Origin of the sequence: Methanofollis formosanus, from assembly GCF_019633745.1 — an archaeon.
Taxonomy (GTDB): domain Archaea; phylum Halobacteriota; class Methanomicrobia; order Methanomicrobiales; family Methanofollaceae; genus Methanofollis; species Methanofollis formosanus.
The window spans coordinates 1,539,768-1,553,147 of sequence record NZ_CP037968.1 but is presented as its reverse complement, the minus strand read 5'-3'; the positions used below and the strand labels follow the sequence as shown (position 1 = coordinate 1,553,147).

13 protein-coding genes are annotated in these 13,380 nt (G+C 59.5%); 6 read left to right on the top strand and 7 right to left on the bottom strand.

What is annotated here, in order from left to right:
• Position 1: 1 nt before the first annotated feature.
• Both E2N92_RS07010 and E2N92_RS07005 read right to left on the bottom strand, forming a co-directional pair.
• Positions 2-616, bottom strand: coding sequence for a 7-carboxy-7-deazaguanine synthase QueE (locus tag E2N92_RS07010; RefSeq protein ID WP_220680498.1), 615 nt, complete (start codon positions 614-616; stop codon positions 2-4).
• Complete coding sequence (locus E2N92_RS07005) at positions 603-1,016, bottom strand: 6-carboxytetrahydropterin synthase (RefSeq protein ID WP_220680497.1); 414 nt, start codon at positions 1,014-1,016, stop codon at positions 603-605. The genes E2N92_RS07010 and E2N92_RS07005 overlap by 14 nt, the downstream gene beginning before the upstream one ends.
• Positions 1,017-1,182: 166 nt before the next feature.
• On the opposite strand from E2N92_RS07005, the gene E2N92_RS07000 reads away from it, so the two are divergent.
• The 5 genes from E2N92_RS07000 (at position 1,183) to E2N92_RS06980 (ending at position 6,043) form a co-directional block, all read left to right on the top strand.
• A complete protein-coding gene (locus E2N92_RS07000; protein WP_220680496.1) occupies positions 1,183-1,611 on the top strand; it encodes a 30S ribosomal protein S12 in 429 nt (142 codons plus the stop codon).
• 5 nt (positions 1,612-1,616) lie between these two features.
• Positions 1,617-2,234 (top strand): 30S ribosomal protein S7, encoded by a 618-nt coding sequence (locus E2N92_RS06995; protein ID WP_220680495.1) that lies wholly within the window; start codon positions 1,617-1,619, stop codon positions 2,232-2,234.
• 30 nt (positions 2,235-2,264) lie between these two features.
• The gene (locus tag E2N92_RS06990; protein WP_220680494.1) at positions 2,265-4,457 is read left to right on the top strand and encodes an elongation factor EF-2; all 2,193 of its coding nucleotides are present in this window, start codon (positions 2,265-2,267) and stop codon (positions 4,455-4,457) included.
• A 792-nt stretch (positions 4,458-5,249) separates the two neighbouring features.
• Positions 5,250-5,609 (top strand): transposase, encoded by a 360-nt coding sequence (locus E2N92_RS06985; protein ID WP_220680493.1) that lies wholly within the window; start codon positions 5,250-5,252, stop codon positions 5,607-5,609.
• A 20-nt stretch (positions 5,610-5,629) separates the two neighbouring features.
• Entirely contained in the window at positions 5,630-6,043 is a 414-nt protein-coding gene (locus E2N92_RS06980; protein WP_246589139.1) for a transposase, read from the top strand.
• Here E2N92_RS06980 and E2N92_RS06975 read toward each other — a convergent pair.
• The 5 genes from E2N92_RS06975 to E2N92_RS06955 form a co-directional block, all read right to left on the bottom strand.
• Positions 5,984-6,850, bottom strand: coding sequence for a hypothetical protein (locus tag E2N92_RS06975; RefSeq protein WP_220680492.1), 867 nt, complete (start codon positions 6,848-6,850; stop codon positions 5,984-5,986). The genes E2N92_RS06980 and E2N92_RS06975 overlap by 60 nt on opposite strands.
• Positions 6,851-7,504: 654 nt before the next feature.
• On the bottom strand, positions 7,505-8,152 hold the full coding sequence (locus E2N92_RS06970; protein ID WP_220680491.1) for a DUF2202 domain-containing protein: 648 nt from the start codon (positions 8,150-8,152) through the stop codon (positions 7,505-7,507).
• A 66-nt stretch (positions 8,153-8,218) separates the two neighbouring features.
• Positions 8,219-8,587: a hypothetical protein gene (locus E2N92_RS06965; protein ID WP_220680490.1), complete on the bottom strand. Its 369-nt coding sequence runs from the start codon at positions 8,585-8,587 to the stop codon at positions 8,219-8,221.
• Between the two features lie 62 nt (positions 8,588-8,649).
• Entirely contained in the window at positions 8,650-9,486 is an 837-nt protein-coding gene (locus E2N92_RS06960; protein ID WP_220680489.1) for an ABC transporter permease, read from the bottom strand.
• Between the two features lie 5 nt (positions 9,487-9,491).
• Complete coding sequence (locus tag E2N92_RS06955; RefSeq protein ID WP_220680488.1) at positions 9,492-10,481, bottom strand: ATP-binding cassette domain-containing protein; 990 nt, start codon at positions 10,479-10,481, stop codon at positions 9,492-9,494.
• Positions 10,482-10,780: 299 nt separating this feature from the next.
• Between E2N92_RS06955 and E2N92_RS06950 the strand changes: the two genes are divergently transcribed.
• Positions 10,781-12,829 carry a putative cobaltochelatase gene (locus E2N92_RS06950; RefSeq protein ID WP_220680487.1) on the top strand — a complete coding sequence of 683 codons (2,049 nt, stop codon included), beginning with the start codon at positions 10,781-10,783 and terminating at the stop codon, positions 12,827-12,829.
• Positions 12,830-13,380 lie beyond the last annotated feature (551 nt).

Sequence of the window (13,380 nt, the reverse complement as noted above, 5' to 3'; positions counted from 1 at the left end):
GTTATCTCATCTCCAGGTGTTTGTGGAGCTGGATCTGGAACCGCACCGGCAGGCCCGACTCGAGCACCCAGGCGGCGATCCCCCGCTCGTCCGACCCGTAGACCGGCGAGACGAAGATCTCGCCGCGGACCGGGCAGCGGGTGATGACCTGCTCGGCATACTCCAGGTCGCGGGCATCGCCGACGACGAACTTCACCGAGTCGGACGGCCTGATATGCTGGAGAAGAGCGATGTCGCTCTTCTCCCCTGACGACGGACACTTCACGTCCATGCAGACCGACGCAAACGGCTGCACCGGCCTGAAGTCGACGGTCCCGTTCGTCTCGATCTCGACGGTGTAGTCCATCCGGTGAAGGCGGCGGCACATCTCGGCCACCTCCTCGACCTGGAGCAGGGGTTCGCCGCCCGTGATGCAGACGTGCCGCCGACGCATCCGCCAGACCTGGTCGAGGACGACGTCGACACTCGCCTCCTCACCGTGGCGCGGGTCCTGTGCCCCCGGCGTGTCGCACCACCGGCACCGCAGGTTGCACCCGGCAAGACGGACGAAGGTGGTGGGACGGCCCTGGTGCCTCCCCTCCCCCTGGAGAGAACCGAAGATCTCACAGACCCGCATACTCGATCTCCGCGTAACAGGTCTCGGCCTCCCAGACCCTGATCTTGGTCACCTTCGCATCGCTCCCCTCGTCGGCACACGCCTCGTTGATGAGGGCGGCGATGACCTCCGCGAGCACCTCGCTCGTCGGGTCGCCTCTCGTGGTCACGACCTCCTGGAAATGCCCCAGGCACTCGACCATGGGGTCGTCCTCATTGAGGACGACCTGGTGGTCGAAGCGGTCCACCACATCCTTCATGGTATTGAAGTCGATGAGGATCCCGGTCTGCGGGTCGGGCGTCCCCTTCACCCAGACCTCCACCTGCCAGCGGTGGCCGTGGAGCCGGTTGCATTTGCCCTGATAATGGAGCAAACGGTGGCTCGCGTCAAAGTGCGTGACCTTGTAGATACAGGTGACCATTACGTATCATTCGACGGGTAGGGATATAAGATTATTATAGAGTACGTCCCATGAATACTACCAGATTTCAGGATGATGGACAATACATAAATTCAATCCGCGCTTTGGTATATACCACAGTGAGGAGTATCCACATCCAGGAATTCGACTCCAGAGAGGGTATTCAATGGGAAAGGGAAAATTTGCAGCCAGAAAGCTGAAGCGTGAGGCCAACAAGACTCGTTGGAACGACGTGAACTACGCACGTCGTGAATTAATGCTCGACATCAAGTCCGACCCGCTCGAGGGCGCCCCGCAGGCCCGCGGCATCGTGCTCGAGAAGATCGGTGTCGAAGCAAAACAGCCGAACTCCGCGATCAGGAAGTGCGTGCGCGTACAACTGATCAAGAACGGTCGTCAGGTCACGGCATTCGCCGTCGGCGACGGTGCGATCAACTTCATCGACGAGCACGACGAAGTGACGATCGAGGGTATCGGCGGCCGTCTCGGCCGTTCCAAGGGTGATATCCCTGGTGTCCGTTTTGCAGTGACCAAGGTCAACGACGTCTCGCTCCCTGAGATGGTTCTTGGCCGTAAGGAGAAGCCGCGCAGGTGATTGTGATGACTGATGTAGAAGTTCCTGTCCAGGCAGAAGAGCAGCCGCAGGAAAGCGGCGTGAAGAGGCTCCTCTTCAACAAGTGGGACCTCTCTGAGGTGCAGATCAACGACCCCGGTCTTGTCAGGTACGTCAACCTCACCTCCATGATCGTGCCGCACTCCTGCGGGAAGCTCTCGCAGCAGCAGTTCGCAAAGAGCGAGATGCTCATCGTCGAGCGGCTGATCAACAAGATCATGCAGACCGAACACAACACCGGCAAGAAGCAGCTGGCCATCGGGATCGTCGAGCAGGCCTTCGAGCGGATCTACCAGAAGACGAAGAAGAACCCGGTCCAGGTGCTCGTCGATGCCGTCGGCAATGCGGGCCCCCGCGAGGAGACCGTCCGGCTGAAATACGGTGGTATCAACGTCCCCAAGTCGGTCGACACCGCCCCGCAGCGCCGGGTGGACGCCGCGATCGGGTTCATCGCCACCGCGACCTACAACGGCTCGCACAAGAGCAAGCGCTCGGCCTCCGACGTCCTTGCCGACGAGTTGATTGCCGCGGCCAAGGCCGACGCCAAGTGTTTCTCGGTCTCCAAGAAAGAGGAACGCGAGCGTGTTGCCAAGGCTGCACGGTAAATACTTTTTTTTGAGTTCTGAGGCACTCCCATGACTAGAAGAAAAAAGATGGTAGAGCGGGTCACCGAGCTGATGGACAAGCCGGAGCGGATCCGTAACATTGGTATCGTAGCACACATCGACCACGGAAAGACCACCCTCTCTGACAACCTGCTTGCAGGTGCCGGCATGATCTCCGAGGAACTCGCCGGTCGTCAGCTCTTCATGGACTCCGACGAGGAGGAGCAGGCCCGTGGGATCACCATCGACTCCTCCAACGTCTCGATGGTCCACGAGTACTCCGGCGACGAGTATCTCATCAACATGATCGACACCCCCGGTCACGTCGACTTCGGCGGCGACGTCACCCGTGCGATGCGTGCGGTGGACGGTGCGGTCGTCGTCGTGGACGCCGTCGAGGGTACCATGCCCCAGACCGAGACGGTGCTGCGGCAGGCCCTCAAGGAGGGTGTCAAGCCGGTTCTCTTCATCAACAAGGTCGACCGCCTGATCAACGAGCTCCAGGTCGATGCCACTGAGATGCAGATCCGTCTCGGCCGCGTCATCGACAAGGTGAACAAGCTCATCAAGGGCATGAACGAGAAGATGTACAACGACGGCTGGAAGCTCGACGCTGCACTCGGCACCGTCGCCTTCGGTTCGGCGCTGTACAACTGGGCCGTCTCGGTCCCGTTCATGAAGAAGTCGGGCGTGAACTTCGGCGAGGTCTTTGACCGCTGCCGCGCCGAGGACATGAAGACCCTCGCGAAGAAGAGCCCGCTCGCGGAAGTCCTTCTCGATATGGTGGTCAAGCACCTGCCCAACCCGATCGAGGCACAGGACCGCCGTGTCCATATCATCTGGCACGGCGACTACGAATCCCCGGTCGGCAAGGCCATGATCGACTGCGACCCGAAGGGCCCGATCGCCATGATGGTCACCGACATCTCCTTCGACCCCCACGCGGGCGAGGTCGCGACCGGTCGTCTCTTCTCCGGCACCCTCAAGCGCGGTGACGAGGTCTTCATCTCAGGCACCGCCGGCAAGGCGAACCGTCTCCAGCAGGTCGGTATCTTCATGGGCCCCGAGAGGATCGAGGTCGAGACCCTCTGTGCCGGCAACATCGCCGCCGTCACCGGTCTCAAGGACGCCATCGTCGGTTCCACCGTCACCTCGATGATGGACATGACCCCGTTCGAGTCTCTCCAGCACTACTCCGAGCCGGTCATGACCGTCGCCGTCGAGGCGAAGAACATGAAGGACCTCCCGAAGCTCGTCACCGTGCTCAGGCAGGTCGCCAAGGAAGACCCGACCGTCAAGGTCACCATCAACGAGGAGACCGGCGAGCACCTCATCTCAGGGATGGGCGAGCTCCACCTCGAGATCATCACCGGGAGGATCGCGAGGGACAAGGGTGTCGAGATCGTCACCTCCCCGCCGATCGTCGTCTACCGTGAGACCGCTTCCCAGAAGGCCGGTCCGGTGGAGGGCAAGTCCCCGAACCGCCACAACAGGTTCTACATCGAACTCGAACCGATGGCCCCTGAGGTCGTCGAGCTGATCAAGAGCGGCGATCTCTCGATGAACCTGCCCGAACTGGAGCGGCGTGAGCTCCTGATGAACGCAGGCATCGACAAGGACGAGGCCAAGAACATCAAGGCCATCCAGGGCACGAACGCCTTCTTCGACATGACCAAGGGTATCCAGTACCTCAACGAGACGATGGAACTGGTGCTCGAGGGCTGGCGCGAGGCACTCGCCGGCGGTCCGCTCGCCGAGGAAGAGGTTCAGAACCTCAAGATCCGCCTCATGGATGTGAAACTCCACGAGGACGCCATCCACCGTGGTCCGGCCCAGGTCATCCCTGCGGTCAGGTCGGCGGTCAAGGCCGGTATCCTCATGGCAGGCGACACGCTCCTTGAGCCGATGCAGAAGATCCAGGTCACCGTTCCGATGGAACAGATGGGTGCCGCAACGGGCCAGATCCAGGGCCGGCGCGGGCAGGTCTTCGACATGCAGAGCATCGGCGACACGATCACCGTCGTCGGTAAGGCGCCGGTGGCCGAACTCTTCGGGTTCGCGGGCGACATCAGGTCGGCGACCGAGGGTCGTGCGATGTGGTCCACCGAGTTCGCCGGGTTCGAGACGGTGCCTGCCGGCCTCCTCAACGAGGTCGTGATGAGCATCAGGAAGCGTAAGGGTCTGAAGGAACAGATCCCGAAGCCTGACGACTATCTGGCGTGAATTCCCTCTCTCCAGAATAATTTTTTTCGATGTGGACAGTGGCGGAGTCCCTTCTGTCTCTCCTGGCTGCAGGCAGGAGGGGCGTCGCTGACTCTGTGCCGTGCTGTTTTTGAAGAGGATGCCGGGCGACGGCGTGTATTTTCCGGGTGGTTTTTTTCTTCGGTGTGAGCAGGCACGAGGCGTGATCTGATCAGGTGTGCCGTCCCTGATCGTGGAATCGTTCCGCCGTCTCGCGTGAGGGGCGGTGCGGGTGCGCGTTCCCTCTGAAAATAGTTCTGACTCTCTTCTGTCTGTGTTCTATCTTCGTGGTCGCGAGGGCGGGACAGCGTGACGATCGGGCCGGCCGTCCCCATCAGGAGAGATTTTTCTGCCGTGCCCCCCGGACCCCCCGCGATGAGGTAAGGTGGGTGCGGCGTCGTGCGTCTCCTCGTTTGACGTCGATCGGTTTTGTCTTGAGTCCTGTTCTCGGATCATGATTTTTCTGTTCTGATGGGGGGACAAGCAACGCTCAAAATTTCGAACCCCTCCCGTCTTCATCCCCGCCCCGAGGAGCCGCCGGGGGTACCCCCGGCGCGGATGACGGGAACGGGTGAAGCGAGGTCTGAGATCTGCTCGTACTCGACCCGCAGATCCCATCCGATCCCGAGGTCACGATACCGACGATCATACCACGGGGACGTGGGATCGACGAATCTTCCCTGAGCCCAGAGGCGTGTTAGAGAGCATATCCCAAAAGTGATCCCATAGTCACATTGCTGAATTATAAATCACATGTGATTAAAACTCCATATCGTGGCATTCAGCGAGATCGATGATAACCTCTGGTCAATCATCAGCGATTACCTTCCCCCTCAGAAGCCTCACACTGGACGACCGCGTTCTGATCTTCGTCTTTTAATGAATGGAATTCTCTTTGTTCTTACTACTGGATGTACATGGAGCGATGTTCCCGAAAAATATGGAACAAAATCGACGGTACATCGATTTCATCAATATCTCTGCGAGAACAGGGCCTATCAGGGCATATTTTTTGATCTTCTTCAGCGAGGATACGATCTCAAAATCGTTGATCTTTCCCATTGTTCGATTGATACGAAGTCTATTCCCGCAAAAAAAGGGGTATCATCGGATTTGATGGCCATAAGAGAATAAAAGGGAATAAACTAAGCGTATTGGTCGATCGAAACGGTAGACCACTTTCTTGTGTTATATCCCCTGCAAATATCCACGATTCAACACTTTATATGCAAACCCTTGAAGGATTCACGTCTTTTGGGAATAAATTCAAACCAACATTCATATCCGCAGATCCAGCGTACGATTCAATAAAAATAAGAGCATACAATGACCAAAACAGAATAAAGAGCAATATTCCAATAAATACAAGAAACACGAAAGATCCAAAGAAAAAAAGAACCGTAACCTTTGATCCAGAACTTTACAAGAAAAGAGGGGCCATCGAACGATTTTTTAGTTGGATTGAAGCATTTAAGAAGATTGCTCCAAGGCATGAAAGAAAAGAAGAATCATTCCTCGGATTGATCACGTTCGCATGTGGAATCATGATCTGGAGAGTTTTGGGATGACCTCAGACAGTATTCGCCGGCGGCATCAGAGATGTGTGTCACCATCGAGCTTCTGAAATTCCATCTCTGTTCTGTTTTTTTCGCTTCAGGGGAGGTGATGGACAGATCCCATCGTGCCGTTCTGGTGACCGGATCGCTGTTGTCCTCGATGTAGACGGACAGGAGATTTTCCAGTCCGACCCGCGTTCCGAGAGGTTCGTGGTCATGTAACGAGGGATGAAGGGTGGGGGCGGCATATGACCAGTTGTTCCAGCATCGGCCTGATTCACCTGCCCATTTGCTCCAGGAATCCTCTCTCCATCTATGGAATCCTGGGTCCATCGAGAATGTTTGTTGTACGGCGTACCATTCGTGATCGGGATCGGCTTCGACGGTATGGTAATAGAGTTCGAAATTGTTCTCGACAGCCCCGTACGGCCTGGCTTCATAATAATAGTCGCCTTCAGAGAGGGTGATCCACCCGTCCGGGACATCCGGGAATGAAAGAGGGTCGGGCTCGTTTCTGATCTCTTCGAGCCATTGACCGGCTTTCTCGTGGACGGCCTCGATGTCGCTCTCGTCATCGACGACGCCCATCATCTGGTGGGTCGTACCCTCTTCATCGATGGAAAACCCGTAGGCCACGATCGTCCCGTTCTCCGGGATCATCGGATATGCGGAGGCGAAGATCGGTTGGTTCCCGGTGCCCGGACCGATGTGGCGGCTCAGGTTTGCGGTGAGGTTCTCTTGGAGATCCATGATCTCGGCTTCTGTCATCGGGTTGTCCAGGTCACGGAGTTCATAGACGTACGGCCGATCCGTCTGCATCGCATCGACACCCATTACTCCCGTGATGCTCAGAAGCACGAGTGAGAAGAGTATGAGATGATTATTTCCTCTCAAATTCCTGAATTTCATATGGCCTCGCCTTTCCGGTTCGAGAACATCGACACCGTCGCCACGGATTGCGACGGCGCGTCTGACCAGGAGATTCGTCCGTCGATATATAAAGTTATTAATCCGGGTCTATGCATCTCCCGATGGAACAGCGTGTCTCTCGGACCCCCGCGCGATCGATGGGCGTGGGACGGCAATATCCTCTTCATGTTCATTGACTTCGCCTTCCCGGCCCTATCTTCATCCCGGGGGTCCGGGGGCAGCGCCCCCGGTACGGTGGTGCGGGAAGGCGTATGATCGAAATGTGCCGTCCCTTTCTTGTCGAATCTATTCTGTCGTCTCCCACCGGGGGGTTGCACCCCCCCGGACCCCCCACGACGAAGATTGGCGGGGGACAGCATGAAGTGGTGTGCTCCTCCGCTATTCTGTCATGAGAGGAAGGATCGGTTTTTCTGTCCTGGCCGTCCTGCTCCTCTCTTCAGGGTTTTGGATCGGGGACGGCGTGACGATCAGGAACGCACCGTCTTCCTTCACCTGGTCTATTCTGCTGTCTTGCGTGAGGATCGTCGGTGTGTCCTGCCCCTCTCAGAGGACGAGCGTCCCTCCGCCGATGATCGTCTCAAACTCCTCCTCGGCGAGCACGACCGGCACGTACTCGATCCCCGATTGTCCGAGGTTTCTCACGAATGCCCGGAGATGGTTCTCCGAACCCTGCATCAGCGAGGTGTACACCTGCGTGATATCGGCGTTGTCCGTGCGACCCAGCGCCTCCTGCAGGTCGACGATGTCGGTCTCCTCGATCGTTGCGGCGATCCTGAGGGCCGCGGTCTCCGAGGCCGCCCCCTCGGTCGTCAGTGTATCGTACATCTCCTGGAGGCTCTCGTTGGTGAATCGTCCCGCCTCCGCCTGTGCCGGATCGTCGAGGCCATAGCGGTCGATGAGGGTTTTGAAGGCGTCCATATGCGTCTGTTCGGATTGTGCGATGTTTTCAAAGATCTGCATGCCGAAGAGGTCGTAGAAAGAGGTGTAGGCATCGCGGGCCAGTTTTTCTTCTTCCCTGAGATAGAGGATGTCGGCCTCTTCGGTGGCGTTCAGGCCGCCGGAGATCCCCGCGGTGATCTGCGGGCCGTCTCCCGGACCGTTCCCCTGCCGCTCGCCTCCTCCTCCGGTGCACCCGGCTGAAAAGAGGGCTGCTATGATGAGGAGCGCGATGAGGATCGTCTTCCTGTCCATGGCGGGGGGATCGTCGGAGGTATGATAGTTGTATGGGTGCCGGGGAGGTGAACGGCGCCGCTGTCTCTACCTCAGCAGCACCTTCACGTACGGCCTGGGGCAGAGGACGCAGGCGCAGAAGGCTTTGCGTTCGCCGACGGCGACGACTTCAGTCTTCAGGTTCTTGATAGTTGCCGTGAACCCCGGTTCCCTGCTCTCCATGTACTGGAGGAAACGGCGGAGTTCGAGGAAGGGGCGGGCCGGTTCGGCGACGAACTCGAAGGCCTCCAGGTCTGCCTCGATGGAGGAGGAGCGGGCGAGGTCTTCGTCGAAGTAGACCCAGACCTCGATATCGTCGGTCTCTTTCATCGCCCTGAGGGCGGCGAGGTCGACGGTGTCGCCCGGTGTGAGGTCGGGTTCTGCGATTTGTGCGGTTGAATTCCGTCGAAGAGACATGAGATGAGATCGTTTTGATCCGTGATGAACGATCCGGTGCTCGGTGATCCCCACCGGCGGTATCATGTCAGCACCACATGCTTCACCGCATGCCAGGCCAGCGTGAAGGTGACCAGCGTGAAGAGGCAGAGCGCACCGAAGGCGAGGAGGATGTCGCCCGAGGTGTAGCAGTACTCGTGCCCGAATGCAAAGAAGTGGTCGCCGATGGCGAAGGACCGGATCCCGGTGACGAGGTAGGTGAGGGGGTTGACGACCGCGATGGCCTTGAGCACGGTCGGGAAGTTCTCGACCGGATAGAGGGCATTGGACGTGAAGAAGAGCGGCATCGAGAGCAGCGTGATGATCCCCTGCATCCCCTCGTGGCTCTCCTGCTTGAGCGCGATGGCCGAGGAGAGGAAGAGGAAACCCAGCGAGAAGACGCCGACGAAGACGAGGATGCCCATGACTGAGACGAGCGCCTCGGGGAGCGACTGATCCTGAAAGAAACTGACCCCGATGAGGAGGCCGAACGCCATGATGATCACCGACTGGATGCAGGCCTTCGTGACGCCGGAGAGGCCGATCCCTGCAAGCAGGTGACTCCGCGGCATCGGACTCGCGAGCATCTCCCGCATGAGCCCGAAGGTCTTGTCGAAGATCAGACTCATCCCGCCGGAGAGACTGGTGAACATCGAGGTCATGGCGATCACTCCGGCCGCCATGAAGGTCAGGTACCCGACCGCGGTGACCCCCGGGGGAGGAGGGGCGAACGAGCCGAACCGGTTGAAGTTGCTCGACATCGCGATCCCGAAGAGCGCCATCCAGATCGCGGGCTGGAGGAGGGATGAGATGAGGAGCGACCTGAAGCGGACGAACCTGAGCATGTCGCGCCAGAAGACGGTTGAAAACTCCCATGCCATCCGCCTCACCTCCGTCTCCTCTGGTGAGGATGGACTTTGCCGGTGTCCTCCTCGCGGATCGCCCTGCCGGTGTAGTGGATGAAGACGTCGTCCATCGAGGGTTTCTTGAGGTTGACCGCGGCGAGTCCGATCCCGTCGGTCGAGAGGGTGTCGAAGATCTTCGGGAGACACCTGGTCCCGTCCTCGTTCGTGACGGCGGTGATGCCGTTCCCGACCGTCCGGATCGAATGAATGTTCTCGACACCGCCGAGCAGAGCGGCGGCACGGTCATTGTTGTCGGTCTCCATGTAGATCATATCGTTTCCGAGGGTGTTCTTCAGCTCGTCGGGCGTCCCGCCGGCGATGATCCGGCCGTGGTCGATGATGCCGATCCGGTCGCTCAGGCGGTCGGCTTCGTCCATGTAGTGGGTCGTGAGAAAGATGGTCGTCCCCTCTTCGTTCACGCGCCTGATATACTCCCAGATCCGGATCCTGGTCTGGGGATCGAGCCCGATGGTGGGTTCGTCCAGGAAGAGGACATCCGGCCGTGTCATGAGGCCCCTGGCGATCTCAAGCCGCCGGCGCATGCCGCCGGAGAGATATTTCGTCCTGACGTCGCGTTTCTCGGTCAGATCGACGACGTCCATCAGTTCCTCGATTCTGGCTGTCCTCTCTTCACGGGGCATGGCGTACAGACGTCCGTGAAACTCGAGGGTTTCCCGGACGGTGAGGTCGCGGTCGAGCACCTCGTTCTGGAAGACGATGCCGATCGATCGCCTGACGGCCGCCTGGTCGGAGGCGACGTTATGTCCGGCAACCCTGACCCTCCCATCCTGGAGGGGGAGGAGGGTGGTGAGGACGTTGATCGTGGTGCTCTTGCCCGCGCCGTTCGGGCCGAGGAGGGAGAAGATCTCGCCGCGCCTGACCGAGAAGGTGATCCTGTCGACGGCCGTGAAGGTGTTGAACCGATGGGAAAAGGCTTCCACTTCGATGATGTCCGGGATTGTTGCCTCCATTGTAATATGAATTCATAATATCTTGTACAAGATACATATTCTGATTTTGATCGTGGTTTCTGTATCGTGAAGGTATGATAATCGTATGTCGCTATTATTGGCCATTATATGGATCTCAGACGGAATTAATCTGATTATTCCAGGCCTCTCCCCGGTGCCCGCCGCGAAACTCCTCGGGGTATGCGGGCCGACGGTCTCATAGTGGGTCGATACATGATATTATTAAAAAAAATTGGGTTCTTTTTTCATAACACCAATTATGAAAAGTTTATTACGATGCGGACAAGACGTTTCTCCGAATGAGTTGCCATGCACGGAGGAACATCCTCCCCTTCACTGCGATCATCGGCCAGGAAGAGATGAAAAAGGCCCTTCTTCTCAATGCGATCAATCCCAGGATCGGAGGGGTTCTGATCCGAGGAGAGAAAGGGACCGCAAAGTCCACTGCCGTCAGGGCGCTTGCAGAACTCCTTCCTCAAATCGAGGTCTCGGAGGGGTGCCCGTTCAATTGCAACCCGGCCTCTCTGCAGGAGATGTGCGAGGCCTGTGCGGAAAAAATGCAGAACGGCGGGATCACTGCAGAGAAGAGACAGGTCAGGGTCGTCGACCTCCCGCTGGGGGTGACCGAAGACCGGCTCTGTGGGACGATCGATATCGAGCGGGCGATCAAGGAGGGGGTCAAGGCGATCGAACCGGGGATCCTCGCGGGGGTGAACCGCGGGGTCCTGTACATCGACGAGGTCAATCTCCTCGACGATCATGTAGCCGACGTCCTCCTCGACGCCGCCGCGATGGGAGTGAATGTCGTCGAACGCGAGGGGATCTCCCTCTCGCACCCGGCGCGCTTCATCCTCATCGGGACGATGAACCCCGAGGAAGGGGAGCTCCGCCCCCAACTCCTCGACCGCTTCGGGCTTCAGGTGAGCGTCGAGGGGATCGAGGACGTTGCGGAGCGGATGACAATCGTGAAGGTCGCCGAGGCATTCGAGGCAGACCCCCGGGAGTTTCGTAGATCCTGCGAGCGTGATCTGGAGGATCTCAGGGAGCGGGTTCTCGAAGCGCAGCGGCTGCTGCCTTCGGTCACAATCTCGGACGATATCCTCGAGCTCGTGGTGGGCACCTGCGTCCAGATGGGGGTGAGGACACACCGCGCCGAGATCACCGTCGTCAGGACGGCCAGGACGATCGCCGCCTTCGACGGACGCACCGAGGTCGATGCCGAAGATGTCAGGGAAGCGATGGAACTGGCCCTCCCCCACAGGATGCGGAGAAAACCCTTCGAAGAACCGAAACTTGACCAGGACCGTCTCGACGAGGCGATGGAGCACGCCGAGCAGCAGCGCGAGGAGCGGTCCCAGGACCGGGGGGAGGCGGACGAGAGGCCGCCCGAGCAGGAGGAGGACGGCGACGGTGAGAGGGGGGAGATGCCCGACACCCCTCCTCCGCAGGGCGGCGAGGTCGAAGAGCAGGTCTATGATATCGGTACTCCGATCGATCCGTCCAGGGTGGAGATGTCGAGGCGGCGCGACCGGGTGAGGCGGCGGAACCTGAGGGGGAGACGGGTGGAGACCCTCTCCGCGACCCGCGCGGGCACGGTGCTCTCCTCGCGGTACCCGACCGGCACGAGGGACATCGCCCTCGACGCCACCCTCAGGGCGGCGGCCCCCTACCAGCGCCGCCGGGACCGCAACGGGCTTGCCGTCGCGATCCGGGAGGACGATCTCAGAGAGCGGGTCAGGGTCGGCCGGGTATCCACGTCGTGTCTTTTCGTCGTCGATGCGAGCGGTTCCATGGGTGCCGAGAAGAGGATGGAAGCGGCGAAAGGGGCGGTCCTCTCGATGCTCCTCGATTCATACCAGCACCGGGACCGGATCGGGCTGGTGGCCTTCAGGGGGACGGAGGCCGACCTCCTCCTCCCTCTCTGCTCGAGCGTCGACCTCGCACGCAAACGGCTCGAAGACCTGCCGACCGGGGGCAGAACCCCGCTCCAGGCCGGGCTCTCCAGGGGGCTTGAGGCCCTCCTCAACGAACGGAGAAAGAACGGGGAGATGATCCCGATGATGGTGCTCATCTCGGACGGTCGGGCAAACAGTCCGGCGGGAAGCGAGGTTCGGGAGGAGGTTCTCGGTCTCGCCGGGGAGATCAGGGCGAACGGGATCCACACCGTCGTCATCGACACCGAGACGACTGGAAAGACGCCCTTCGGGATCAGGCTCGGTTACTGCCGGGAGATCGCCGAGCAGGCGGGGGGACGGTACTACCGCATCGGCGACCTCACCCCCGAGGGCCTCAGGGAGATCGCCGCCCGTGAGCAGACGGCGGTGTCTTCGGTGTCAAGGATGGGGTGAAAGAAGAGAGGTGAATTTCTTCACTGCCGCCCTCGCGCCCGGGGAGCGTGATCCCGCTGAATAGGATCGCCTCTCCCCCCTCCCGGTTCTATCTTCGGGGTCATGACGATGGGGTGTGTGTGGTGATCGGGTGTGCCGTCCCGCAGTCACAGGACTTTTCTGGTACTTCGCGAGAAGATAGGACGGGGGACGGCACAGGTTGGTGTACTCTCTCCTGTCCAGTTCCATCTTCGGGGTCATGACGACAGGAAAAGTGTGATGATCGGATGTGCCGTCCCCCATCATTGGATCTGTTCTGCCGTCTCGCGAGAAGATGGGACGAGGGACGGCACGGAGCGTGTGCTCCCGCTGAAAATTGATCGCCCTCTTCCGTTCCGGGTTCTATCTTCGGGGTCATGACGACGGGACGGCGTGACGATCAGAACTCGCCGTCCCGCCATCACCGAACCTGTTCCGCCGTCTCGCGAGAAGATAGGGCGGGGGACGGCAAGGGGCGGTGTGCCCCCGCTGAAGAAAGATCAATTATCTCCCGTCCCGCTTCAATCGTCGGG